Below are 24,934 nucleotides of genomic sequence, written 5' to 3' on the forward strand. Positions count from 1 at the left end.
TTAAGAGAAATCAGTATAGGCTCTGAATCTGGTCAAAGAAAATTCTGAAGTTTCAAAAGTAACTCGCTAATTTATTGCATATTTCAAGAACAAATCCAAGTTACCCGCCAGCAAAGCTGTTACCCATTATGCCCATTGTTACGAGCGGAAACACGAGCATGCCTGGAAAGGTAACATCAGCTTATGGTATTTTATCTGGTATTGGCGATCTTTTTTGCGGGTGGCGCCTGCCAAACCACTCAATCAGTAAAACCAGAGTAATGCCAACGATAACCATCATTATGGACATAGCAATCTGTGGATTCTGTCCTGTAATATCTGAAAACACACTCGGACTAATACTGGCCTCACTCAGGGGCACCTGTTCCCCAGAACTGTTGATTCGCCAACTAAGCGTCTCTTTCCATGGCCAGACTTTATTCAGCGCGCCGATCATAAAGCCGGTCAGCAAAGCAAGTACAGGGTCGTGATGCTTATGGAATGCCCAGGTGATCACCCTTGCAACCGACAAAAGGCCTACGAAACAACCGGCCATAAACAGCAGCAAGAAATTGATTTCAAAGGATTTTATGGCAGCCAATACAGGCACATACATGCCGATAATCACCAGGATAAAGCTCCCGGAAATACCTGGCAGGATCATGGCACAGATTGCCAAGGCGCCGGCAGCAAAAAATGACAGTGCAGAAGGATCAAGCTGACCGACTGACAAGGTTGTGATCCACCAGGCGATTGCAATGCCTGTAACAAGGGGAACAATCAGTGTGGCGCGATAATGTTTTGCCTGGCGCCCTACATGCCAGACCGACGCCACAATCAGACCGAAGAAAAAGCTCCAGACGGGGATTGGGTGTTCAGCCAGCAAAAAGCTGATAGCAGACGCCAATGTCACGATACTGGCAATGATCCCCACCAGCAGTGTGCTGAGAAAAGAACCATCGCAGGCTTGCCAGAACGTGCCAAACCTGCCCCGAAACAGCTCCCGGAATATAGCGCCCGGGACAGCACTAATGGCCTCCAGAAGCCGGAAATAGATTCCCGTTATAAACGCGATGGTGCCGCCGGAGACACCGGGAACAATATCTGCAGCCCCCATCGCCATCCCTTTTAAAAACACAAAGACAGGATGCTGTGCCTGCTCGTAACCTTGCATGAGAGTATTCTGCTGCTTGAGACTCAACGGACAACCCCGCCCAACAAGGGCACAAACCTGACCGGCTCCAGCTCACGGCGTTCAAATTCGTCACCGTTTCGGGTCACTTCAACAAGCACCTGCTTCTGTTCACCAACAGGCGCCACCAGGACGCCCCCGTCGGCAAGCTGATCCAGCAACTCCTCTGGAACATCCATAGGCGCGGCAGTCACAATGATACCGTCAAAGGGCCCTCTTTCTGGCCACCCCATGCCTCCATCCGCATGCTTTAGCATGGCGTTGCGAATGTTAAGTTGCTTTAAACGATCTCTGGCACGATCCTGAAGAGGTTTGATGCGCTCAACGCTATAAATCTGACCAAATAGCTGTGAGAGTATAGCCGTCTGGTAACCGGACCCTGTGCCCAGCTCAAGCACCCTGGCCGGTGCGTGCTTTAAGAGCAACTCCGTCATTCGGGCAACAATATAGGGCTGAGACAGTGTCTGGCCATAGCCAATAGGAAGGGACGTGTCCTCGTAAGCCCTGTGCGATAAAGCTTCGTCCAGAAAAATGTGGCGCGGCACCTGCCCCAAGACTTCCAGTACGCGATCTGACTTAATACCCGATTCTTTAAGGCGTTGTACCAAACGCATACGGGTACGCCGGGATGTCATCCCAATACCTTGAATTTCGCCGCTCACGCACCATCCCCCATGGGTACCTGAAGCGAGTCTACCCAGGTTCGGAGAGACACAAGCGCTTCGTGACGAGTCATGTCGATGTGTACTGGCGTCAACGAAACATAGCCTTGCGAGACCGCGTGAAAGTCGGTTCCCGGGCCGGCATCACCGCCCTTGCCTGCCGCGCCTATCCAGTAACGTTCTTTGCCTCGCGGGCAGGTCATGGGTACAGCGCCTTCCGCCCGCTCCCGATCACCCAGCCGGGTTACGCGAAACCCTGCCAACTCTTCCCAGGGTATATCCGGCACGTTAACGTTCAAAACAGATCGCGGCCCTAAAGCAAGCGGGTGGTCACTTTCAAGAAGCGTGCGCACAACTTTTGCTGCCGTGTCGTAATGGTTGCGCCCCTCGCTCACCAGGGAAACGGCGATGGCTGGCAACCCGAGGTGACGCCCCTCCGTTGCCGCCGCAACCGTACCGGAATATATAATGTCGTCACCCAGGTTGGCGTGAGTGTTGATACCCGAAACCACCCGGTCAAACGGCTCATCAAACAACCCGTTCACTGCAAGGTGTACGCAGTCTGTTGGTGTTCCATCGATAGAGCGGAAACCATTAGGGTGCTGCTCTGCCGTCAGCGGGCGGTTAAGTGTTAATGCATTACTCGCCCCGCTGTGATCCCTGTCTGGTGCGACCACCTCAAGATCACCCAGGCCCTTAAGGCCTTCATAAAGGGCAACAAGTCCCGGTGAATGAACACCATCATCGTTTGATAACAGAATACGCACAGTATGCTCCACACATTGGCTAGCCGTGTTGTTTATTATGTTGGCCGAGGCTCATGTCCTCAAGCTCGAAGATATCACTCAAGACCGTAGTCGCGTATTGGCCCGGATTGAGAAAAAAGTTCAGCTCCAAGCCGCCGTCATCTAACCATGACCAGCTCAGGCCTTTTGCTATTGTTCTCAGAGGCCTACGCTCAGGCTTCATTCGAGTTGCCAGAAACAGCGAAGCCAGCTCTGGCGTTAATGCCACTATGTCACATTCCCGCCGCCCTGCTTCGCCACTGGCGCTTGTGCCACCATCACCCCACAATGGCCCGGTTGCATGTTCATCTGGCTCGCCAGGTAACGGTGTCTGCCAGCTACCATCAGCTACGCGACTCGCAAGCACTTCGTTAAAAAACCAGGACCGTGCAGCAGAAAAGTACAATACGTTTTTCTGGCCGTCTCTGCTACCGCCCGACTTGCCTCGCCCCCTGTGTTTACCTTGCCTGCCGCGACGGTTCAGTATGGAGGGGTCAAGATGAAGCGCTTTATCAAGGTTCCCACCAGCAAAACCAAAACGTTGAGGCCCGAAATAGTTGGGAGCGCCCTGTACTTTCAAGCGCTCAAGAGCGCTTTCGATAACCTTGCGCTCAGTCGTTATCTGTCGCAGCGTAATCACAAAATGATTACCTTGATGGTCACCACGACGCAGTTTTCGCACGCTGCGATGGGCCGATTTGACCGGCCAGCGTTCCGAAACCCGGTCAATCAGTGATACATCGTCTGCCATCATACCCGGGCGATAAAGGCTGAACCATTGGCTGGTCACTGCATGGCGATCCTTAAGGCCACAAAACCCCACATCAAAGGATCGGCAACCGGCAAGGTTAGCCAAGGCCCCTGCTACAAACTCCGTATTGTCGCCGGTTTTCTCGATGCACAAACACAAGTGCTCTCCGCCACCGGTCACCGTGGTGGCACTGGATGTTTCGGGTTGGCCCGGGAACGCCTCCAGCACCTCACTGACCCGGAAATCCTGAGGCGTTGTTTTCAGCTGAGCACTTGCTACCCGGGCACCACCTGATACTGGCCAGTCCAATCGCCAGTTTTTTTCATCGACCCTTGAACCATTCACGATACTGACGACTCAAGCAGGCACACCGCATGACAGGCTATGCCCTCACCCCGGCCAGTAAAACCCAGCCTCTCGCTGGTGGTTGCCTTGACACTCACACGGCCCGCAGACACACCCAAATCCTCCGCGATATTCAAGCGCATAGCCTCAATGTGCGGCGCCATCTTGGGAGCCTGGGCAATGATCGTCGTATCAACATTGAGCACCCCGAAGCCTTCCTCCGTGATACGAGCCATTACCTTACGCAACAGATCGCGACTATCTGCACCTGCCCATTCCGCGCTGGTATCTGGAAACAAGTGGCCGATATCCCCCAAGGCAACCGCGCCCAGTAACGCATCCGCCAGGGCGTGCAATAACACATCGCCATCAGAGTGGGCTTTCAAACCCTGACTGTAAGGTATGGAAACGCCTCCAATAATAACGGTATCACCGTCGCCGAAGGCATGAACATCAAAGCCCTGACCAATTCGCATAAGCTACTCCGGGAAAAACCAGAAAACTCAGAACCGACTCAGAATAAAGCCAGCAAGATCCAGATCAGCAGGTACGGTAATTTTAATATTATCGGACCGGCCCTCAACTAAAACAGGCATATTACCGGAAAACTCCATGGCAGAGGACTCATCCGTAATTGGCTGCCCCGTTTTCAATGCAGACCCCAGTGCCGAAACAAGCATGGAGTAACGAAACATCTGAGGTGTCAGCGCCCGCCATAACCGGCTACGGTCTACCGTTCCGGTAACCTCTGCGCTTTCGCCCACTTTCGCTTTTTTAAGAGTGTCTGCAACCGGAGTTGCCAGAAGGCCACCCACAGGATGCTTTGATAATGTTGCAACGAGATTGGCAAGATCGGCCTGATGAACACAGGGACGGGCAGCATCGTGAACCAACACCCAATCACTCGCCCCGGCCTGCCCTCTCAATGCGTCCAGAGCAGAAAGAACGGAATCCGCACGCTCGGCACCCCCGTTACAGGTCTGAACCCGGTTATCTTTACTGGCGTCTGTGTTTTGCCACCAACGATCCTCAGAGTGCAGAGGCACCACGCAGCCGACAAACAAGCCAGAATCCAGCATTCGCGAAAGCGTGATGTCCAGAATAAAGTGGTTATCGAGCGAGAGGTACTGCTTCGGGCATTCGGCCTGCATGCGCTGGCCAATGCCGGCAGCGGGCACGATCAACCATAGCCTGGGACAAGTCATAGAGTTTCCGCACCAAGTCTGGAGAGCGGCGGGTAAGTCTTTTCAGGGAATGTCGGTGGCCAGGGATGGCCAACGTCAAGCGCACATGGATGTGCTCGTAGCGGTTCCCGGAAAAGAGTTACCCGGCGCTCTGAGCTCCAAACCCCAAAGTCACTGCTCAACAACAAGAAAAAAGGTCTCATCATCACGAATCAACCCAAGGTTCATCCGGGCTCGCTCTTCCACGGCACTTTGCTCATTGCGAAGGTTACGCACCTCTGCATACAGGCGCTCATTACGGCTGGCCAGCTCGGCGTTCTCCCCACGCTGCTCGGCAATCGACTTTTCCAGCGTCCAGACTTGCGCAAAGCTACCTTCTCCAACCCACAGGCGCGCCTGCAAAAGGAGAATAAGAACAACCATGATAGCCCAGAGCAACTTCATCAATACCGAATCCGTTCAGGAAATAGCCAATTAAAAAATCAACCTTAAGCGTTGAGTATAGACCTTAGAGTAAATTAGCAACAAATTCACCTAACTGATTGGACAAAAAGGCCGCTGTGACCAAATTTTCATTCGAAACACAGCGGCCTGTCCGTTCAGCTTTGGCCTTTAATCTCACTCAAACCGAGATAAGGGGCTTTGCCATCCAATGCATCTTCAATACGCAATAGCTGATTGTACTTGGCCACGCGGTCAGAACGGCACAAAGACCCCGTCTTGATCTGGCCAGCGCAGGTCGCAACCGCAAGGTCGGCGATAGTTGTATCTTCTGTCTCTCCGGAGCGGTGGGATATAACCGCCGTAAACCCGGCGTCCTGCGCCATCTTGATGGCATCCAGCGTTTCGCTAAGGCTGCCAATCTGGTTGAATTTGATCAGAATGGAGTTGCCTACACCCGTGTCGATACCCCGCTTGAGAATTCTGGTGTTGGTCACAAACAGATCGTCGCCAACCAACTGTACTTTGTCACCGATCTTGTCGGTCAACACCTTCCAGCCATCCCAATCACTTTCGTCCATGCCATCTTCAATGGAGACAATTGGGTAGCGCTCAGCCAAACCGGCCAAATAATCGGCAAAGCCCGCAGAATCAAAGCTCTTGCCTTCACCGGCCAGTACATACTGACCCTCTTTGTAAAATTCAGAAGCAGCGCAATCCAAGGCCAGGGTAATGTCAGTACCAAGCTTGTAACCCGCTTTTTCAACTGCTTCCTGAATCATAGCCAAAGCCGCTTCGTTCGAAGGCAGGTTCGGTGCAAAACCGCCCTCATCGCCCACCGCTGTGTTCAAGCCCTGCGCCTTCAACACTTTTTTCAGGCTGTGGAAAATCTCGGCTCCAATGCGCAAAGCCTCCGCAAAGGTCTTGGCAGCAACCGGCTGCACCATAAACTCCTGGATATCCACGTTATTATCCGCATGCTCGCCGCCGTTCAGAATATTCATCATCGGCACCGGCATACTGAATTGGCCCGACGTACCATTCAGGTCAGCAATATGCTCATAAAGCGGCTTACCCAGAGACTCCGCCGCCGCCTTAGCCGCGGCCAGGGACACTGCCAAAATGGCGTTCGCGCCCAGGTTTGCTTTGTTTTCAGTGCCATCCAGCTCCAACATGATGTTGTCCAACCCACGCTGGTCGGCTGCATCTTTGCCTTTCAAGGCTTCAAGAATTTTGCTGTTAATGACCTCAACTGCCTTACGCACGCCCTTTCCCAAATACCGGGAGGCGTCGCCATCGCGCAGTTCCAGCGCTTCACGAGAACCCGTAGACGCTCCAGAGGGGGCGCAGGCACGGCCAAGGGTACCGTCTTCCAGAATCACATCCGCTTCGACTGTGGGGTTACCACGGGAATCCAGAACTTCACGGGCTTTAATATTGGCAATCCTGGTCATTTTTGTGAGTCTCCAAGTTTTCGATTACAAAGGTCATTATAATAGTCAGATCGAGCGTAAGCTGGTAGGGCCTTACTCGCGCCACTAAGGCTAAAACACAAACACCGCCATTCAGGCGGTGTCGATAGTTTTAAAACTTTTCACAAGATCGTCAACGGCTTTAACCCGCTGAAGGAAAGGCTCAAGCTGATTCAGCCGCAAAGCACAGGGCCCATCGCATTTGGCTTCATCGGGGTTCGGGTGCGCCTCAAGAAACAACCCCGCCAACCCCTGAGACATACCCGCCAAAGCAAGATCTGTCACCTGCGCCCTGCGGCCGCCGGCAGAATCGGCGCGGCCACCGGGCATCTGTAATGAATGGGTCACGTCGAACATAACCGGTACATCCATGGATTTCATGATGCCAAAGCCGAGCATGTCCACCACCAGGTTATTGTACCCGAAGCTACTGCCCCGCTCGCACAAAATCACCCGATCATTGCCGGCTTCTGCACACTTGTTGATGATGTGCTTCATCTCCTGCGGTGCCAGAAACTGGGCTTTCTTAATGTTGATCGCTGCGCCGGTTTCCGCCATGGCAACCACCAGATCGGTCTGGCGGCTCAAAAATGCAGGCAATTGAATGATGTCGCACACTTCAGCGGCAGGTGCAGCCTGCGCCGCCTCGTGAACATCAGAAATAATGGGAACACCGAACTTGCTTTTGATATCGGCCAAAATCTGTAAGCCTTTATCGAGCCCCGGCCCCCTGAAAGAATTCACCGAAGAGCGGTTGGCTTTGTCGAAAGACGCTTTGAATACGTAGGGAACGCCCAGCTTTCGGCACACCTCAACATAGGCTTGTGCAACGTCAAATGCCATTTCCGGAGATTCCAGAACATTCATTCCGCCAAACAGCACAAACGGTTTGTGATTAGCAATATCGATATCAGCAACACTAACGGTGTTCTGAGCCATTATCAGGATTCCTTACGATTGGCCAACGCAGCCTCTATAAAGCCTTTGAACAGCGGGTGGCCATCGCGAGGCGTAGAGGTGAATTCCGGGTGGAACTGGCACGCCACAAACCAGGGGTGATCTGCAACTTCCACCACCTCTACCAGTTTGCCATCGGTAGAACGACCAGAAACCTGCAAGCCTGCAGCTTCCAGCTGCGGCAAGAAATGATTGTTCACCTCATAGCGATGACGATGACGTTCGCGAACGGTTTTTCTGCCGTAGCAGTTTGCAATACTGGAGCCTTCTGTCAGCACACAGTCCTGAGCACCCAAACGCATGGTGCCACCAAGGTCGGAGTTGTCTGTTCGTTCTTCACGCTCACCGGTCGCGTCTAGCCACTCGGTAATCAGACCCACAACCGGCTCCGGCGTGTGCTCACGGAATTCAGTGCTATGAGCGTCGACCAGGCCAGCCTTGTTACGGGCGTATTCAATGACCGCCACCTGCATACCCAGGCAAATACCCAGGTAAGGTACTTTATTTTCACGGGCGTATTGAACTGTACGAATTTTACCTTCCACACCTCGCTCGCCAAAGCCGCCAGGTACCAGGATTGCGTCTGCACTCTCAAGCGCCTCAGTGCCATCGCGTTCAATGTCTTCGGAATCAACATAATCTATCTTGACCCTGGTGCGGGTTTTGATGCCGGCATGGAGTAAAGATTCAATCAGGGATTTGTACGCCTCGAGCAATTCCATGTACTTACCGACCATGGCAACCCTTACTTCATGCTCCGGGTTCATCAATGATTCAACAACATTGTCCCACTCACCCAGATCTGCCTCGCGAGCATCCAGATTGAAGCGCTCAACAACCAACTGATCCAGGCCGTGCTCGTGCAACATGCGTGGAATAACGTAAATGGATTTGGCATCGCGCATCGGAATAACGGCACGCTCTTCCACGTTTGTGAACAACGCGATTTTCCGGCGTGAACTCACGTCCACCTCATGCTCTGAACGGCAGAGCAAAATGTCTGGCTGCAAGCCAATGGAGCGCATTTCTTTCACAGAATGCTGAGTCGGCTTGGTTTTGATTTCGCCGGCGGTCGCTATGTATGGCACCAGAGTGAGGTGCATAAACAGTGCGCGGGTGGCACCCACCTCAACTTTCAGCTGACGACAAGCTTCCAGAAACGGCAGGGATTCAATATCGCCAACTGTTCCGCCCACTTCAACAAGCGCCACATCGGCACCGGCAGCACCTTCAACCACGCGACGTTTGATCTCGTCAGTGATGTGCGGGATAACCTGAACAGTTCCGCCAAGATAATCACCGCGGCGTTCTTTACGGATAACCTCTTCGTATACCCGACCTGTGGTGAAGTTATTACGACGGGTCATCGGCGTACGGATGAATCGTTCATAGTGGCCAAGGTCCAGGTCGGTTTCAGCACCGTCTTCGGTAACGAAGACTTCGCCGTGCTGAAACGGGCTCATGGTGCCAGGATCCACGTTGATATACGGGTCCAGCTTGAGAATAGTAACCTTAAGGCCACGTGCCTCGAGGATCGCAGCCAGAGATGCCGATGCGATTCCTTTGCCCAGTGAGGACACAACACCGCCGGTGACGAAAATATAACGCGTCATGCAGATTCCATGATTATCAGGTTCTGTGAAGGAGGGAGATTGTCATCTCAAGATGGGACGCCAGACTACCAGAAAGCCCCCGGCGACTCAATTGCAATCCCGCTCCACAATCAGCCGCCAGCCGGCTTCAGGGGCGCTTCCACAGTAGTGTTCGGAGCACCACAAATCACCAATAGCAATTAGCTCTTCCTCGCCTCTAACCCCCTTGAAAATAAGGGGCAGGCGACCTCTTTCCCAAGGTGGAACGACCTGCTCCTGAAGCCATTTCTTAAGAGGTTTAGAAGGTTTTTTCGCGTGAAACCGGACGCGTTCACCACCCTGCCTCGTACATATTCGTATTGGCGGTAACCCTGTTTCCGCTTTAGGCATCGGCACCACTTGAATAACCCACTCCCCCCAAGTTAATGGCTGACCTGGCTCAAGCATCACGGGCTCGACTGGCAAATCGGGCATATCAGGAATCAGGTAGAGCGCACCCTGAAAACGCCGCAGGCTGAACCTCTCGGCCCGCAGCTCAGGAGACCTGTCCTCTGCAGCCTGCAGCAAATCATGCAGTACCTGCGACCAATTACTGATTGAAGGTGCAGAATAGCCAGCCTGCCGGACCCACCAGCGCAGCAGGTTTTTCTGTTCTGGGCGAGAGAGAGCATTTAACCCCGCAATTGGAAGGCGCCGTTTATCACCGCCTAACGTCTGCCACTGCAACTCTGCCAGCCGCTGGTTAAGAAAATCACTGTCTGAACATGCGCCTGCACTGTGTTGAAGGCGCTTGTTCAAGCCGGGCCAGCGTTTTTTTAGCGCTGGCAAAATACTGAGGCGAAGAAAATTGCGGTCAAACCGTTGATCTGTATTACTGGGATCATCAACCCATGAAAGACCTGCCAGCTGTGCGTTGCGCTCAAGCTCTGAACGTTCAATGCCCAGCAAGGGCCGGGCAAGGGAACCCGACCCCAAACGGCGGCTCCGCGGCATGCCAGCAAGGCCCGCCACGCCGCTGCCACGGAACATACGGAAAAGCACAGTCTCAGCCTGATCATCACCGTGGTGCGCCATTAGCAGAATGTCGCCGGGTTCCAGAAGTGCTTCAAACGCCTGGTACCGTGCCTTTCGAGCGGACTCCTCAAGGCTTTCACCAGGGCCATTTCCCAACTTGACCGAAACGGACCGGGCCGTAAAAGGCACAGCCAGCTCTGCACACAGCCGCCGGCAAAAGGTTTCCGTCTCGCCGGCATTGGCTTGAAGCTGATGGTTGATATGTACTGCCCGCACACCTGGGTGGCTGCGTGCGGCAAGATGCAGGAGAAGGGTAGAATCCAGGCCGCCACTGAGAGCAACCCAGAGACGCCGGTAGCCAGAAACGGCCTTCACCGGCGCACTCAAAGCCTTCGGAAAGACGTGCCCTGGTGCGGGCTTAGCGCCCTGTGTCATAGCGGGTTAGTCGCTCGTAACGCCGCGACACCAACTCATCCACCGGCAAGCGGCTAAGCTCTGCTATGCCTTTACCAAGGGTGTCGCGCAGGGCCTCCGCCATTTCCTCAGGCTTGCGGTGGGCGCCGCCAAGCGGCTCCGAGATAACATTGTCCGCCAGCCCCAGGCTTTTCAGGCGGTCTGCAGTTACACCCATGGCCTCAGCCGCCTGCGAGGCGTACTCAGCGCTTTTCCACAAAATGGACGCGCAACCTTCGGGAGATATAACCGCATAAGTGGAATACTGCAGCATATTTAACTGATCACATACACCAATTGCCAACGCGCCGCCGGAGCCGCCCTCACCGATCACAGTAGAAATAACCGGGGTTTTTAGCCGGGACATCACTGCCAGGTTGAACGCAATCGCTTCACTCTGGCCGCGCTCTTCAGCACCTATGCCCGGATAAGCGCCAGGAGTGTCAATAAACGTAAGAATGGGCATATTGAAACGCTCTGCCATTTCCATCAAACGCAGGGCTTTGCGGTATCCCTCAGGACGCGGCATGCCGAAATTACGCTTTACTTTATCCCGCACTTCCCGGCCTTTCTGGTGGCCGATAATCATTACAGGCTTGTCGTTCAGCCTTGCAGTACCACCCACGATCGCCTGATCGTCTGCATACCGGCGGTCACCATGGAGCTCATCAAAATCATCAAAGATCATTTCGATGTAGTCCTTGGTATAAGGACGGCGTGGGTGCCGTGCAAGACGGGCTACATCCCAGGGATGCAGGTCTGAGAAAATACTTTCGGTCAGACTGACACTTTTCTTTTTCAGCCGGGTAATTTCATCAGAAATGTTAATGTCAGTGTCATTGCCTACCATGCGAAGTTCTTCAATCTTCGCTTCAAGGTCGGCAATCGGCTGTTCGAAATCCAGATAGTTAGGGTTCATGACGTTCCATCATTTTATCGCCAGGCGGGACGGCGCGCCGCCAAAACAGAATTTAGGACAAAGATAGCAGTGCCCGGGTTATGGCTAAAGCGGACATTGGTATGAGTCCGCAATCTGACAAATATTTAATTTCCCGTGCAATTCTTTGCCTTAGTTATTCAATCATAGACCAGTTCCACACATTGGTCGCCCACCAAATACTTCAGCTCCAACAACAAATTATCGTCTGGCTGCACCCGCCAAGCGTCCCCCAGTTCAATTCGAGTGCTGGCTTCGGGGCTGCTGTACTCAATCCATACCGGGCTTCCTTCACAACGAAACGGGGCTAACGTGCCATCAATTTTTTCCAGCAGGCCATTTTGCAACTGGTCAGCATGAAGATTCAGCTTCAGGCCCCGACTAAACTGCTTGCGGGCGCTGGGCACATCCATCACGGAGTTCACCCGCATTTTCATCTGGCCGGAATAATCATCGTGGTTCACCTGTCCCTCTACCACAATCACCTGATCTGACTGCAGCAGCTCTCTGTGTTCAAAAAACGCCTCGGAAAACAATGTCGCTTCAATTCGCGCGCTGCGATCATCCAGGGTAATAAAGCACATAGTAGAACCGGTGCGTGTTTTCATGGTTCGTTGCGCAATCACAAGCCCCGCCACCCTTTGCGGTGTTTTGTTGGGCTTGAGGTCGGCAATGGACGAACGCACAAAGCGCCGGACTTCCCGCTCGTACTCATCAAACGGGTGCCCCGTAAGGTAGAGGCCCAGGGTGTCTTTCTCCCCCTTCAAACGTTGTTTTTCAGGCCACTCCCTGACCTCCGCGACATCTGCATACGGATCGCCACCGTCACCGGCTTCCAGCATTTCCCCGAACATATCAGTCATGCCTACGGATTCATTACGGGATTGCTGATCCGCTTGCTGCACCGCTTTGGGCACGCTGGCTACAAGCTGCGCTCGACTGGCCCCGAGCTTATCCATGGCACCGGAGCGAATAATGGCCTCCATGGCTCGCTTGTTAATTTTTTTGAGATCGACCTTGCGGCAAAAATCGAAAATATCCCGGTAGGGTTCGCCATCAGCCCTACCCTCTACAATCGCCTGAATAGGCCCTTCGCCCAGCCCTTTGATGGCGCCAAGACCGTAAACCACCTGACCCTCATCGTTTACGGTAAAGGTGTATTCCGATCGGCTTACATCGGGCAGTACAAGGTCCAGCTTCAGGTTTCGGCACTCTTCAACCAGAGTGACCACTTTGTCCGTGTTCTGCATATCTGCGGTCAGTACTGCAGCCATAAACTCAGCTGTGTAATGCGCTTTCAGCCACAGCGTCTGGTATGACACCAGAGCGTATGCCGCCGAGTGAGATTTGTTAAAGCCGTAGCCGGCAAACTTTTCTACCAGGTCAAAAATGTTTTCCGCGAGGGTTTTGTTAATGCCGTTATCTTCGCAGCCGTCCAGAAAAAACTGCTTCTGTTTGGCCATTTCCTCGGGCTTTTTCTTACCCATGGCCCGGCGCAGCATGTCCGCGTTACCCAGGGAGTACCCAGCCATAACCTGAGCAATCTGCATAACCTGCTCTTGGTAAAGGATAACCCCATAGGTCGGCCCTAACACTGGCTTCAGGCCTTCATATTGATAATCCGGGTGCGGGAACGACACTGGCTGCTTGCCGTGCTTACGATCGATAAAGTCGTCAACCATGCCTGACTGCAACGGCCCTGGCCGAAATAGCGCCACCAGAGCGATCATGTCTTCAAGAGAGTCTGGCTGAAGCCGGCGAATCAGGTCCTTCATGCCCCGGGATTCCAGCTGGAATACAGCGGTGGTCTCGGCCTTTTTCAGCATCTCGAACGAACGGACGTCCGCGAGCGGAATTTCGTTAATATCCAGCGGCGGCAAGTCACGCTTTGCCCGCCGGGGATTAATCATCTTTAACGCCCAGTCGATGATGGTGAGGGTTCGAAGCCCGAGAAAGTCAAACTTCACCAGCCCGGCATCTTCCACATCGTTTTTATCGAACTGGGTAACCAGGCTGCCGCCTTCATCGTCACAATAAAGAGGCGAAAAATCGGTAATCTTTGTGGGCGCGATCACTACGCCGCCGGCGTGTTTCCCTGCGTTTCGACACACACCTTCAAGCTTAAGCGCCATTTCCCAGATTTCCTGGGCTTCTTCATCCTGCTCCAGAAACTCTTTCAGAGAAGGCTCCTGCTCAACAGCATTACTGAGGGTCATACCCACTTCGAAGGGAATCATTTTAGACAGTTTGTCTGCCAGGCCGTATGACTTGCCCTGAACCCGCGCAACATCCCGCACTACCGCCTTCGCCGCCATGGTTCCAAACGTAATGATCTGGGAAACAGCTTCCCGGCCATACTTTTCAGCCACGTAGGCTATAACCCGGTCCCGCCCTTCCATGCAGAAGTCAACGTCAAAGTCGGGCATGGATACCCGCTCCGGGTTCAGGAACCGCTCGAACAGCAAGTCGTATTCCAGCGGGTCCAGATCGGTGATGAGCTGGGCATAGGCAACCAGTGAGCCGGCACCGGAACCACGGCCCGGCCCTACCGGCACACCGTTGTTCTTGGCCCACTTGATAAAGTCCATTACGATCAGGAAGTAGCCGGGGAACCCCATCTGGATAATGATATCCAGCTCAAAGTTCAGCCGCTTGTAATAGGCTTCCCGCTTGCTATCGTATTCGGGATCATCCTTGGGAAGAGTCTTGGCCAAGCGATCTTCCAGCCCTTCCTCAGACACCTGACGGAAGTACTCATCCATGGTCATGCCTTCGGGCACCGGGTAGTTGGGCAGAAAGTACTCACCCATACGCACGGTTACCGAACAACGCCGGGCTATTTCCAGGGTGTTTTGAATAGCCTCGGGAATATCGCTAAACAGCTCGACCATCTCTTCTGCGCTGCGCAAATACTGCTGTTCACTAAAACGACGATCACGGCGAGGGTCGTCAAGGGTACGGCTTTCACCAATACATACCCGGGCTTCATGCGCCTCGAAATCCTCGGCCTCTACAAAGTGGACATCGTTGGTAGCAACAACCGGAAGCCCGAGATCCTGCGCCAGCCCAACACTCAGGTGCAGGCAATCTTCATCGCCCTCTCTGCCGGTGCGCTGCAGCTCAAGATAATAGGATTCCGGATACAGGCTCATCCAGTACTCAGCCCTGGCTTTTGCCAACTCCGGCTTGTTTGCCAGCAAGGCTTTGCCCACATCTCCCATTTTCCCGCCAGACAATACAATCAGACCGCTGGTTCGGCTTTCCAGCCATTCGTGCTGAACAATCGGCTTGCCATGGTGCTGGCCTTCGGTATACCCGAGGGAAATAATTTCTGTGATATTCAGATAGCCAGCATTATCACCCGCCAATAAAGTTATCCTGAAAGGATTTTCTGGCTCATCAGGATTCTCCAGCCAGAGATCCGCACCGATAACCGGTTTGACGCCGGCACCGGTCGTTTCTTTGTAAAACCGCACCAGCGAGCACATATTGGACTGCTCGGTAAGCCCCACAGCCGGCATGCCCAATTCAGCCACCCGCTTAACCAGCGGTTTAACACGAACAAGGCCATCTACCATGGAGTGCTCAGAGTGCACGCGTAGGTGTACAAAAGTTTGCGACATAACGTCAGGTTATTCCTGCATGTGTATTCTTTAGAATGTGTTAACGGAACCTGTGAAAGAACTTGCGGCTATCAGCCGCCAATCAGCGTCCGTATGTCTGCTTCTGTCTGGGGACCAAAGCGGGCTTCCAGCAGGTCGCCATCGGGATTCACAACAAAGGTAGCGGGCAAGGCGACCGGGAGCTCCCATTTAAACTCCGGCCCCGGATCCTGTTCAAGCATTGTGTATTCAATACCCATGCGCTTGCCAAGGCTTACCAGAGCTTCACCCTTTACATCGTCAAAGTTCACTCCTAAAACGGTAATGTCTGGCGCCTTGTTCAACTCGTTCAGCTCTGGAATTTCCTCCAGGCAGGGTTTGCACCACTCGGCCCAGTAGTTAACCAGCACCCATTGACCGCGAAGATCATTCCACGCCAGCTTCGGGCCTTCTGCCTGATCCAGCTCAACCTTTTGGCAACCCACCATCAAGGCCATAAAAACCAGCATGCTTACAACGGCTGCTCGCCGGGGTAGCCGGTGAATGACAGGGTTCTGCACGGGAAAACCTCCTGTTAGACTGTTTGCCGCAAATAATTGCAGCACCGTTTCGAAAAACAGGCCTGAACATGACAGAACCCGTCCGAATTTTCCACAACCCACGCTGTTCAAAATCCCGCCAGACTCTTGAATTACTCAAAGACCAGGGTATCGAACCCGAGATTATACGCTACCTTGAAACACCCCCAACAGAACAAGCGCTTCAGGATATTCTCGAGGCACTCGACTTCGAGCCCCGACAACTGATGCGAACGGGTGAGCAAGAGTATAAAGAACTTGGCCTGGACAACGCAGATTTAAGCCGAAAACAGCTGATTACTGCTATGGTAGCCACTCCAAAACTGATTGAACGGCCCATTGTGCTTGCCAAAGGCAAGGCGGCGATTGGTCGCCCACCGGAAAACGTTCTAACGATTCTCTGATTCTACGACTGCCAATAAAAGGATGCTAAAATGCCCGAGCAGCTGCCCTATGTTCTGGTTCTGTATTACAGCCGTAACGGCCAGACTGCAGAACTGGCAAATCAGATTGCCCGAGGTGTTGCGAGGGTAAGTGGTATTGAAGCAAAGCTGCGCTCTGTTCCGACGGTATCACCAGATACAGAAGCGTCACTGCCACAGGTTCCGGATGCAGGCGCACCCTACGCCAGCAAATCCGATCTGGCGAATTGCGCCGGCCTGGCCATTGGCAGCCCCACACGCTTCGGTAATATGGCCGCGCCGTTAAAGCACTTTCTCGACACCACCGGCGATCTCTGGCTTGGCGGCGCACTGGTAGGCAAACCGGCAGGGGCGTTTACCTCAACAGGAAGCCTGCACGGCGGCCAGGAGAGTACGCTTCTGACTATGATGGTGCCGTTGCTTCACCACGGCATGGTGTTATGTGGCCTGCCATACACAGACCAGAACCTGAGTGAAACGGCAACCGGGGGCACACCCTATGGCCCGACACACTGGGCAGGAACCGGTGAAAAACAGCCATTGAGCAAGCACGAAAAAGCCCTTTGCCAGTCCCTTGGTGAGCGCCTGGCAAAGCTGGCCCTCCGACTGGCAGACTGACACTTGCATCGCTGTGTAACGTAAACCTCCCTATTTACCGGAACCTGATCATGCTCCATAACCCAAAAGCCAGGCATACTGCCCGGGCAACCCAGTTTCTTTATCTGGCTGTGCTGGCCACCCTGTTGGTGACCACTTTTTACCCCGCACCGGTTGAAGGCGTTTCCATAACGCTGATGCTCTCGGTCAAGCTGATCCCACTGTTGGCGCTCATTATGCTGGTGTTCCGCGGCAACAATCGCGGTTATATCTGGCTGTCCTTTGTGGTGATCTTTTACTTCACTCAAGCCGTGATTTCGGCGTGGCTAAGCCAGGGTGCGCCAGGCCCGGTGACTCTTATGATTCTTACCTTCCTGTTGTTTACCATGGCGATGGTGCACCTGAAAGTGAACCGGCCAATTACAGACTAAAATGCTCCGATACCGGAAAGTGACGCTCCATGTCTGATTCCAATAAAACAGGGCAGCCATTGCGACCGCCCGCCCCGCCCCGGAGCACGCTGACCCTGCGCGACCTGTGCACGGCGCTGGTTAGCGATGGCGTAATTAACCAGAGCGATGCCGAGCGAGTGCTTTCAGCCAATCTGGGGGCAGCCAGCAACCAGGCCGCCAAACGTCATCCGTTAGAACTGGTGGCCATTGCGGCACTTACCAGCGAGAAAAGCGGCAAAAAGCTGGATGTCGACCGGCTAACACAGTGGCTGGCTTACTGGGCCGACCAACCCTATTACCATATCGACCCACTGAAAATAGACACGCCAGCGATTGCCCGGGTGATGTCGTACGCCTTTGCCCAGCGCCACGGCATTCTCGCGGTTGAGATAGGGCCGGAAGAGATCCTTGTAGCCAGTGCTGAACCCTTCAAGAACGATTGGGAAGGTAATCTTCGCCAAGCAGTGCGCAAAGATATCCGTCGAGTCGTGGCGAATCCCGAGCATATCCGCCGCTACACGGTCGAGTTTTATCAGTTAGCGAGTTCCGTCAGCAAAGCCAGTGGTGGCCAGACAACAGGCAACCGCACCGGCCAGCAGAATCTGGAGCAACTACTGGAGTTAGGTGCAAGCGACAGCGCCGACGCCAACGACCAACATGTGGTACGCATTGTCGACTGGCTGTTGCAGTACGCCTTTGATCAACGGGCATCAGATATTCACATCGAGCCCAGACGCACCCTCACCCACGTGCGTTTTCGGATTGATGGCGTATTGCATAACGTCTATGAATTTCCCGAGCATGTGGGCATGGCTATCACCAGCCGACTCAAGATTTTGGGACGATTGAACGTTGCAGAAAAACGCAGGCCCCAGGATGGCCGATTGAAAACCCGCAAGCCCGACAACGGCGAAGTAGAGTTGCGCCTGGCCACTATGCCCACCGCGTTTGGGGAAAAAATGGTGATGCGGATTTTTGATCCTGATGTACTGCTGAAATCCTACGAGCAGCTCGGGTTCAGCCGTGAAGACCGGGCCCGCTGGCAAGAAGCAACCTCCAGGCCCCACGGAATTGTACTGGTAACCGGCCCTACGGGCTCAGGTAAAACCACCACCCTGTATTCCACACTGAAACAGGTTGCCTCATCTGAGCTGAATGTTTGTACCATCGAAGATCCTATCGAAATGGTTGAGCCGGCGTTTAACCAAATGCAGGTTCAGACCAATATTGACCTGTCTTTTGCTGCAGGTGTACGGGCGCTGCTCAGACAAGACCCGGACATCATCATGATCGGTGAGATCCGCGACCTGGAAACCGCCGAAATGGCCGTGCAGGCCGCATTGACCGGGCATCTTGTACTCTCTACCCTACACACCAACGATGCTCCCAGCGCCCTGACCCGAATGATGGAACTGGGCATACCTCCCTACCTGATCCGCGCCACCGTGCTGGGTGTTATGGCGCAGCGCCTGGTGCGCACGCTATGCCCGCACTGCAAAGCGCCCGCGCCCGTTGACAACCAGGCCTGGCAGACGCTTACAAAGCCCTGGAAAGCCGCACCACCCAAGCAGTTTCACCGGCCTGTAGGCTGTCTGGAGTGTCGCAATACCGGCTACATGGGCCGAGCAGGGGTTTACGAGATCATGACGCTTTCCGGCGCACTGGCCAGCCAGATCACAGACCAGTGTGAGCTGGAACAACTGCGCCGGGACGCCTATAAAGAAGGCATGAAATCCCTGCGGCTAAGCGGTGCTCAAAAAGTCGCCAATGGCCTGACCACCGTTGAGGAAATTCTGAGAGTAACGCCAGAAAGCCAACGCTAGCAGACCGCAGCCCACGCCTAGACCCCGGGCCTCAATCCGCACTGCTCCAGAAGTGTTTGCCAGCTTTTGGTGTGGGTGGCTACGGCTTCATCCAGATTCGTCCAAATACTTTCGTTTCCCGTCAGTGCCAATGTTGACCTATACCATTCCTGGAAGTGCTCTGGCATAACGTCATTTTGCATGGCGGCCAGCTTGGACAATGGCTCGATCAGGTCTGTCCGGGCCCGCCGCAAGTCAGCAAGATAAGGCTGTATTTTTCCAATATAAACACTGAAAAACATGCTCTTAACAATGTCAGACTGGTTATTGGGTTTGCCGTTCAGACACAATGGGCGGCCATTTAAACGCTGACGAATAAGGCGCGTGGCATCTCCAAGACGGGTCCTGACCAGATGGGCGCTGTTGATCAGTTGGCCCGCCCGGTATTCCGCCTGCCAACGCTGATGTACCTTGCCCCAAAAACCCAGATCCACCTCTAGGTTCTGCTGCAAAAGCTCCGTTACAGCATTGTTTAACTGGCGCGCGTCCCTGGCTAAATCCGAGAGCGGGTCCACAGCCTCTACCGGGTATTCACCCTTGGCAAACGTGAATAACCGTTCCACTTCCTTCACGCCCCAGGTTGCGTTCCAGATAGCAACAGGCAGGGATTCCCGCTTGCTGGCAACGGCCTGCTCCAAGATGCTTATAAGCTCATCGTCCTCAATCGTGTTCAGACAATCGCCTGCAGTGCGAATAAAACGAACTTCATAACGCAAGCGATTGAGAGGCTGCATCACCTTGCCCATCACAGAGTTTTTCTCGCCCACCACATATTGCAGTTCGCAGCTGTAGAGCGACAGAAAATCCAGCATGCCCAGCTCCAAATCCGGCATAGGCAGCACCCGATTACGGCGCCGCGGTATCTGCTCGGAGGCTCGAATCTCGGAAAAAGTCGGCTCTGCATCCAAAACCCTGCCGACCCGCTCTACGTATTCATCCATCATCGGCTGGGCATCGGAGAAGGGGTTACAGCCTGCGATCAGCAAAGCAATCAGTGCTGAGACAAACCACCAAGTCGGTCGAATGCTTGTCATACTGAGGGGGTGGTTCGTAAATGGTGCCGAGCCTCAATCAAGTCAGCAACAATGGAAATTGCAATCTCTGCGGGCGTTTTACTGGGGATATTGATGCCTATAGGGGCTCGCAAGCGTTTCGCGCTTGTCGGCTCTACCCCCAATAGTTCCAGGCGCTCCCGCCGCGCCTCGGAAGTTTGTTTTGAGCCCATGGCACCCACATAGAAGGCCGGTGACTGCAGTGCCGCCAGCAAGCCCATATCGTCTATTCTTGGGTCATGTGCCAGTGCCAGCACGCCGCACCAGGGATCACTAAAAGATTCGACAATCAGATCATCCGGCAAGCGACGATCAAGGGGCAAGTGATCATGCCCCCAACCAGACGCAAACACGTCGCGGGGCTCGCACAGGGTTACGGTGAAGTCAGCAGCCATCGCGAATTCAGCCACATAGCGCGCCACTTCACCGGCACCAATGAGCAGTAGCCTGCACTCTGGCTGCAATGTATGCAGCAACTCTTCCCCGTTAAACCTGGCACCTGGGCGAGCATTTGTTGCGGCAGGCTCCAGAGTAGCTGCACCTTGCAAACTCACTCGACGAACCACGGGCACACGGTTCTGAAGAGCTTTCGCAAGCCGATTTACGTGCTCAATGGCAAAATTGCTATGACCGAAAGGCTCCACCAACAACCGAATGCGCCCGCCACAGGGCAGGCGAAAATCATCTCTATCGCTATCGGTAATGCCATAGTCGCTGACAACCGGGTAATCCGAGCCTTCTTCCGCCATGCGGCGCAGGAGATCCTCTTCCAGGCAACCGCCTGAGACCGAGCCACTCCACTGCCCGGTATCACTCACCGCCAGCCAAGAGCCTGCAGGCCTGGGAGACGACCCCCAGGTTTCCACGATGGTACACAACCATACCCGCCGGCCCTGCTTCAGCCACAACAGGACATCGCCAATCACCGACTCATGCCCTCCGGCACCACGCGCCGGTGCTGCGTCAGACATCGGCTTTCAGGGGCAAACTGCGCTGACGCTTGCCTGTCAGGGCGAACAGCGCGTTACCCAAGGCCGGAATAACCGGTGGCACACCTGGCTCTCCCACACCGGTTGGGGCCAGGGTACTTTCTACAATATCTACCGCTACCTCAGGCAGCTCGTACTGTCGCATCAGCTTGTAGTCATGAAAATTACTTTGCGTCACCTGACCATTTTCAAGGGTTATCTCGCCGTGCAACGCTGCCGTCAAACCAAAGATAATCCCACCTTCAATCTGGTCTTCCACAATGCGTGGGTTAACCACCTGGCCACAGTCCACAGCACACGACACTCTGTAAACCCGAATGGCGCCATTCTCCAAGCCGGCTTCGACTACCTGGGCCACAAACGTGCCGAAACTCTTGAACAGCGCGATTCCTCTGGCCCGCCCTTGCGCAGCCGGCTCATCCCAATCAGCCATTTTTACAGCGCGGTCGAGCACTTCCAGATGCCTGGGCTGACCCGCCAGTAATTTACGGCGAAATTGGTAAGCATCTTCTCCGGCTTCATGGGCCAACTCATCCATAAAGGTTTCAACGGCGAAACCATTGTGCGAGTACCCCACCGATCGCCAGAAGGTAACCGGCACGCCAGGGTCTGTATGGGTGTGGCGAATATCAATATTGTCCACGTTGTAGGGGTACCCCACAGCTCCCTCAATAGCCGACATATCTTTGGGTGTTGCAATGCCTTCCGCCAGCAAACCGACCTTACCCAAGGAGCCGTACATGAACTTGGGCGCCCAGGGATACTGGGCAGGCGCGGCGTTACGCACGTACCAGGTTAGCAGCTGCGGCCCCACAATCTGGTGGTGCCAGCTCGTCAGCTGATTATCAACAAGACCGGCTGACAGTCGGTGCAGCATGGCTGGGCGATACAAATCGTGCTGGGTGTCCTCTTCACGGGACCAGATAACTTTTACCGGTTTTTTCACCCGAAAAGCCACTGCTGCGGCTTCTTCAATATAATCCTGAGTCAGGCGGCGGCCAAACCCGCCCCCCAGAAAAGTGGTATTGACCGTCACATCATCCGGAGACAGATCGGTTACCCGCGCAGCGGCAATACGGCCGAGATCCGGCGCCTGAGTGGGCGCCCACACTTCGATACCGTCGTTTTTATACCAGGCGGTGGCATTCATGGGCTCCATAGTGGCATGGGCCAAATAAGGCTGGCTGTATTCGGCTTCGATAACCCTGCCGTTTTCAACGCTCTGAGCGTCACGAATCGCCGAGTCATAATCACCTTCACTACGTTCGGAATCACCGCGATCGTCATCTGCCGCGCGGCGATATGACGCAAATACCTCATCTGTCGAAAAAGACAAGGCATCGGTGTTGTCCCACTCAGCTTTCAATGCATCCTGAGCCTTGCGGGCACGCCAGTACTTGTCAGCAACAACGGCTACGCCTCGTTCGGTTTCAAATACATCGAGGACACCTGGCATGGCGCGAAGGTCACTTTCATTGAACGTCTTCACCCTGGCGCCGTATCTGGGCGGGCGGCTTACCACTCCGTAAACCATGCCCGGCAGTTCAACATCAATGCCATACTCTGCTTTGCCTGTGGATTTGGCGCGCGCATCGAGGCGGCCTTTTTGCTTGCCGATGTATTTCCATTCACTGGCAGGCTTCAGTGCGACATCACCAGGCAATACCTCTTTAGAAGCTAGCTCCACCAACTGGCCATAGCGCATGGAATCTATGCCATTAGGATGAACCACCCGACCCTGCCGGGCAGTACATTTGGCGGAATCAACTTGCCAGACTCTGGCCCCAGCCATCACAAGCATCTGCCGCGCCTGGGCACCGGCTGTGCGCAAAGGCTCCCAACTGGTTGCTATGCTGGTACTGCCGCCGGTCAACTGCAACTTGTACAGTGGGTTTTGATATTCCGGCGCTACTGGCGCAAACCGGGGCGTGATTGTCTCTGGATCAACTTCCAGTTCTTCCGCGATAAGCGTTGTCAGGCCAGTGTAGGTGCCCTGCCCCATCTCAACACGGGAAAGAGTGAAGTGAATCTCGTCCTTATCCGTTATTTCAAGCCAGGCGTCCGGTTTCCACTGACCGGTTTCCTCTTTATAACCCGTTGGCATGCCGGAGCAGCCTGGAAGCAACAGAGACAGCATCAGGGAGCCTGATGTGCCGGCACTTACTTTTAGAAAGTCGCGTCGGTTCATAGCCATATCAGTTGTTCTCCCCAACCGCGACCGCGTTGTATGCCAGTGACTCTCCTGTCACGGGCTTTCCTGCCACTGATTCTACCGCTGCAATGATCCGCGAGTAGGTACCACACCGGCACAGATTGCCGGTCATAGCCGCTACAATATCGTCTCGGGCCGGGGCTGGGTTCGTGTCCAACAGATGGGCAGCGCTCATGATCTGACCTGACTGGCAATAACCACACTGAGGCACCCCCTGTGCAATCCAGGCCTCCTGCAACGCATGCAACTGGCCGTTTTCAGCCAAACCTTCAATCGTCGTCACTTTGCCACCTGATACGGATTCAAGCGGCGTTGAACAGGAACGCACAGGTTGTCCATTAAGGTGCACAGTGCAAGCGCCGCAAAGACCAACACCACAACCAAACTTGGTGCCTTTAAGCCCCAGTTCATCCCGCAATACCCACAGCAAAGGGGTATCACCTTCAATGTTCAACGAACGCAGTTCGCCGTTAACTGTAAGGCTCAATGTCATTGCTGTTTTCTCCCGTCAGTGCCCGGTGCCCTGGGTTTTAAATTGAATTTATTATTGTTCACTTCACAACTTCTTCACCTTCTTTATTGACCCAGATTTCTCGATCGCCGGTTTCCATTTTTCCGTTGGAATCCCAAATTTTTCGTTCTTCGGTCGCTTCCTCAGCCTTGCCTTTGTCATCCCAGATAACCCTGTCTTTACAACCCGCCAGCGCCAGAACAGCAAACATCGTTAACGCAACTTGTTTCATGGGCAACACCTCAGTTCAGTAGACAGTTTGAATCGATGCTTCTGAGCACCCCACAAAAAAGGGTGCTATTTTAATCCAAGCCATGCAGCTCGCGATTATGTTGTTTATCCCGATCGCTTTTGCGCACCATGACATAAACGGCTCCGGTGCCACCATGGCGTTTCTGGGCTGAGTGGAACGCCAGCACGCTTGGGAGCTCTGGCAACCATTTGGCGAGATGGCTTTTTAATTGGGCAATGCCGTCCGGATTGCGCTCGCCCTTACCATGAAGGATTATGACTGACCGCAACCCGTAGCAAACACAGTCAGTGATAAATTGAAAAACCTCTCTGCGCGCCTGCTCTACCGTCATTCTGTGCAGATCCAATCTCGCTTCTATGGGATACTGCCCGAGCTTGAGTTTGCGAAAAACCCCATGCTGAATACCAGAGCGCTGCCAGCTGAGTATGTCCTGGGCAGTTAAAGGGTCGACCATCTCGGAGGTGAGCGGATTAGAGTCTTTGAATGGCTTCTCCACAGCAGCTCGCTGTCGCTCCAGATGGCCTGGCGTCAGTTCACGGGGTGTGGCTATCTCGGCGCGATCAGGTTTTCGGATGCGCCGAACGTCTTTCATTTCCTCAAGAAAGCTGAGGCGATCATTTTTGCTCGTCATGGTCGTGCT

The 24,934-nt window shown here is 54.1% G+C and carries 24 protein-coding genes; 4 read left to right on the forward strand and 20 right to left on the reverse strand.

Going from position 1 to position 24,934, the window contains the following annotated elements; all coding sequences use genetic code 11:
- Positions 1-181: 181 nt before the first annotated feature.
- From ACTHYN_RS09915 to ACTHYN_RS09980, 14 genes are all read right to left on the reverse strand, one after another.
- Positions 182-1,153 carry a DUF368 domain-containing protein gene (locus ACTHYN_RS09915; RefSeq protein ID WP_441812287.1) on the reverse strand — a complete coding sequence of 324 codons (972 nt, stop codon included), beginning with the start codon at positions 1,151-1,153 and terminating at the stop codon, positions 182-184.
- Between the two features lie 23 nt (positions 1,154-1,176).
- Entirely contained in the window at positions 1,177-1,806 is a 630-nt protein-coding gene (locus ACTHYN_RS09920) for a protein-L-isoaspartate(D-aspartate) O-methyltransferase (RefSeq protein ID WP_441812288.1), read from the reverse strand.
- A 23-nt stretch (positions 1,807-1,829) separates the two neighbouring features.
- Positions 1,830-2,600: a 5'/3'-nucleotidase SurE gene (gene surE / locus ACTHYN_RS09925; protein WP_441812289.1), complete on the reverse strand. Its 771-nt coding sequence runs from the start codon at positions 2,598-2,600 to the stop codon at positions 1,830-1,832.
- A gap of 19 nt (positions 2,601-2,619) precedes the next feature.
- Positions 2,620-3,714 (reverse strand): tRNA pseudouridine(13) synthase TruD, encoded by a 1,095-nt coding sequence (truD, locus tag ACTHYN_RS09930; protein WP_441812290.1) that lies wholly within the window; start codon positions 3,712-3,714, stop codon positions 2,620-2,622.
- Positions 3,711-4,190: a 2-C-methyl-D-erythritol 2,4-cyclodiphosphate synthase gene (ispF, locus tag ACTHYN_RS09935; protein WP_441812291.1), complete on the reverse strand. Its 480-nt coding sequence runs from the start codon at positions 4,188-4,190 to the stop codon at positions 3,711-3,713. Before ispF ends, truD begins: the two co-directional genes overlap by 4 nt.
- 27 nt (positions 4,191-4,217) lie before the next feature.
- Positions 4,218-4,919, reverse strand: a complete 702-nt coding sequence (ispD, locus tag ACTHYN_RS09940; RefSeq protein WP_441812292.1) for a 2-C-methyl-D-erythritol 4-phosphate cytidylyltransferase — start codon at positions 4,917-4,919, stop codon at positions 4,218-4,220.
- A 150-nt stretch (positions 4,920-5,069) separates the two neighbouring features.
- On the reverse strand, positions 5,070-5,342 hold the full coding sequence (locus tag ACTHYN_RS09945) for a septum formation initiator family protein (RefSeq protein WP_441812293.1): 273 nt from the start codon (positions 5,340-5,342) through the stop codon (positions 5,070-5,072).
- 155 nt (positions 5,343-5,497) lie between these two features.
- Entirely contained in the window at positions 5,498-6,793 is a 1,296-nt protein-coding gene (gene eno, locus ACTHYN_RS09950; RefSeq protein ID WP_441812294.1) for a phosphopyruvate hydratase, read from the reverse strand.
- Positions 6,794-6,904: 111 nt separating this feature from the next.
- Positions 6,905-7,750, reverse strand: coding sequence for a 3-deoxy-8-phosphooctulonate synthase (gene kdsA / locus ACTHYN_RS09955; RefSeq protein ID WP_441812295.1), 846 nt, complete (start codon positions 7,748-7,750; stop codon positions 6,905-6,907).
- A gap of 2 nt (positions 7,751-7,752) precedes the next feature.
- Complete coding sequence (locus ACTHYN_RS09960; protein ID WP_441812296.1) at positions 7,753-9,381, reverse strand: CTP synthase; 1,629 nt, start codon at positions 9,379-9,381, stop codon at positions 7,753-7,755.
- An 87-nt stretch (positions 9,382-9,468) separates the two neighbouring features.
- Complete coding sequence (gene tilS, locus ACTHYN_RS09965; RefSeq protein ID WP_441812297.1) at positions 9,469-10,809, reverse strand: tRNA lysidine(34) synthetase TilS; 1,341 nt, start codon at positions 10,807-10,809, stop codon at positions 9,469-9,471.
- Positions 10,793-11,746: an acetyl-CoA carboxylase carboxyl transferase subunit alpha gene (gene accA / locus ACTHYN_RS09970; RefSeq protein WP_441812298.1), complete on the reverse strand. Its 954-nt coding sequence runs from the start codon at positions 11,744-11,746 to the stop codon at positions 10,793-10,795. The genes tilS and accA overlap by 17 nt, the downstream gene beginning before the upstream one ends.
- Positions 11,747-11,904: 158 nt before the next feature.
- On the reverse strand, positions 11,905-15,387 hold the full coding sequence (dnaE, locus tag ACTHYN_RS09975; protein WP_441812299.1) for a DNA polymerase III subunit alpha: 3,483 nt from the start codon (positions 15,385-15,387) through the stop codon (positions 11,905-11,907).
- 71 nt (positions 15,388-15,458) lie between these two features.
- Positions 15,459-15,926 carry a TlpA family protein disulfide reductase gene (locus ACTHYN_RS09980; RefSeq protein ID WP_441812300.1) on the reverse strand — a complete coding sequence of 156 codons (468 nt, stop codon included), beginning with the start codon at positions 15,924-15,926 and terminating at the stop codon, positions 15,459-15,461.
- A 68-nt stretch (positions 15,927-15,994) separates the two neighbouring features.
- Here ACTHYN_RS09980 and arsC point away from each other — a divergent pair, with 68 nt between their 5' ends.
- From arsC to ACTHYN_RS10000, 4 genes are read left to right on the forward strand one after another with little or no spacing between them, the layout of a single operon-like run.
- Positions 15,995-16,348, forward strand: a complete 354-nt coding sequence (gene arsC, locus ACTHYN_RS09985) for an arsenate reductase (glutaredoxin) (protein ID WP_441812301.1) — start codon at positions 15,995-15,997, stop codon at positions 16,346-16,348.
- Positions 16,349-16,378: 30 nt separating this feature from the next.
- Positions 16,379-16,984, forward strand: a complete 606-nt coding sequence (gene wrbA / locus ACTHYN_RS09990; protein WP_441812302.1) for an NAD(P)H:quinone oxidoreductase — start codon at positions 16,379-16,381, stop codon at positions 16,982-16,984.
- 50 nt (positions 16,985-17,034) lie between these two features.
- Complete coding sequence (locus ACTHYN_RS09995) at positions 17,035-17,394, forward strand: DUF2069 domain-containing protein (RefSeq protein WP_441812303.1); 360 nt, start codon at positions 17,035-17,037, stop codon at positions 17,392-17,394.
- A gap of 29 nt (positions 17,395-17,423) precedes the next feature.
- Positions 17,424-19,238: a GspE/PulE family protein gene (locus ACTHYN_RS10000; protein WP_441812304.1), complete on the forward strand. Its 1,815-nt coding sequence runs from the start codon at positions 17,424-17,426 to the stop codon at positions 19,236-19,238.
- A gap of 17 nt (positions 19,239-19,255) precedes the next feature.
- On the opposite strand, the gene ACTHYN_RS10005 is transcribed toward ACTHYN_RS10000, so the two are convergent.
- The 6 genes from ACTHYN_RS10005 to smrA form a co-directional block, all read right to left on the reverse strand.
- The gene (locus tag ACTHYN_RS10005) at positions 19,256-20,311 is read right to left on the reverse strand and encodes a DUF3080 domain-containing protein (RefSeq protein WP_441812305.1); all 1,056 of its coding nucleotides are present in this window, start codon (positions 20,309-20,311) and stop codon (positions 19,256-19,258) included.
- Positions 20,308-21,300, reverse strand: a complete 993-nt coding sequence (locus tag ACTHYN_RS10010) for an XdhC family protein (protein WP_441812306.1) — start codon at positions 21,298-21,300, stop codon at positions 20,308-20,310. Before ACTHYN_RS10010 ends, ACTHYN_RS10005 begins: the two co-directional genes overlap by 4 nt.
- A complete protein-coding gene (locus ACTHYN_RS10015) occupies positions 21,293-23,512 on the reverse strand; it encodes a molybdopterin cofactor-binding domain-containing protein (protein ID WP_441812307.1) in 2,220 nt (739 codons plus the stop codon). The genes ACTHYN_RS10010 and ACTHYN_RS10015 overlap by 8 nt, the downstream gene beginning before the upstream one ends.
- Position 23,513: 1 nt before the next feature.
- Positions 23,514-24,023, reverse strand: a complete 510-nt coding sequence (locus ACTHYN_RS10020) for a (2Fe-2S)-binding protein (RefSeq protein WP_441812308.1) — start codon at positions 24,021-24,023, stop codon at positions 23,514-23,516.
- 58 nt (positions 24,024-24,081) lie between these two features.
- The gene (locus tag ACTHYN_RS10025; protein WP_441812309.1) at positions 24,082-24,273 is read right to left on the reverse strand and encodes a hypothetical protein; all 192 of its coding nucleotides are present in this window, start codon (positions 24,271-24,273) and stop codon (positions 24,082-24,084) included.
- Positions 24,274-24,343: 70 nt separating this feature from the next.
- Positions 24,344-24,925 (reverse strand): DNA endonuclease SmrA, encoded by a 582-nt coding sequence (smrA, locus tag ACTHYN_RS10030; protein WP_441812310.1) that lies wholly within the window; start codon positions 24,923-24,925, stop codon positions 24,344-24,346.
- Between the last annotated feature and the right edge of the window lie 9 nt (positions 24,926-24,934).

It is taken from the genome of Marinobacter sp. (assembly GCF_052091845.1).
GTDB lineage: Bacteria > Pseudomonadota > Gammaproteobacteria > Pseudomonadales > Oleiphilaceae > Marinobacter.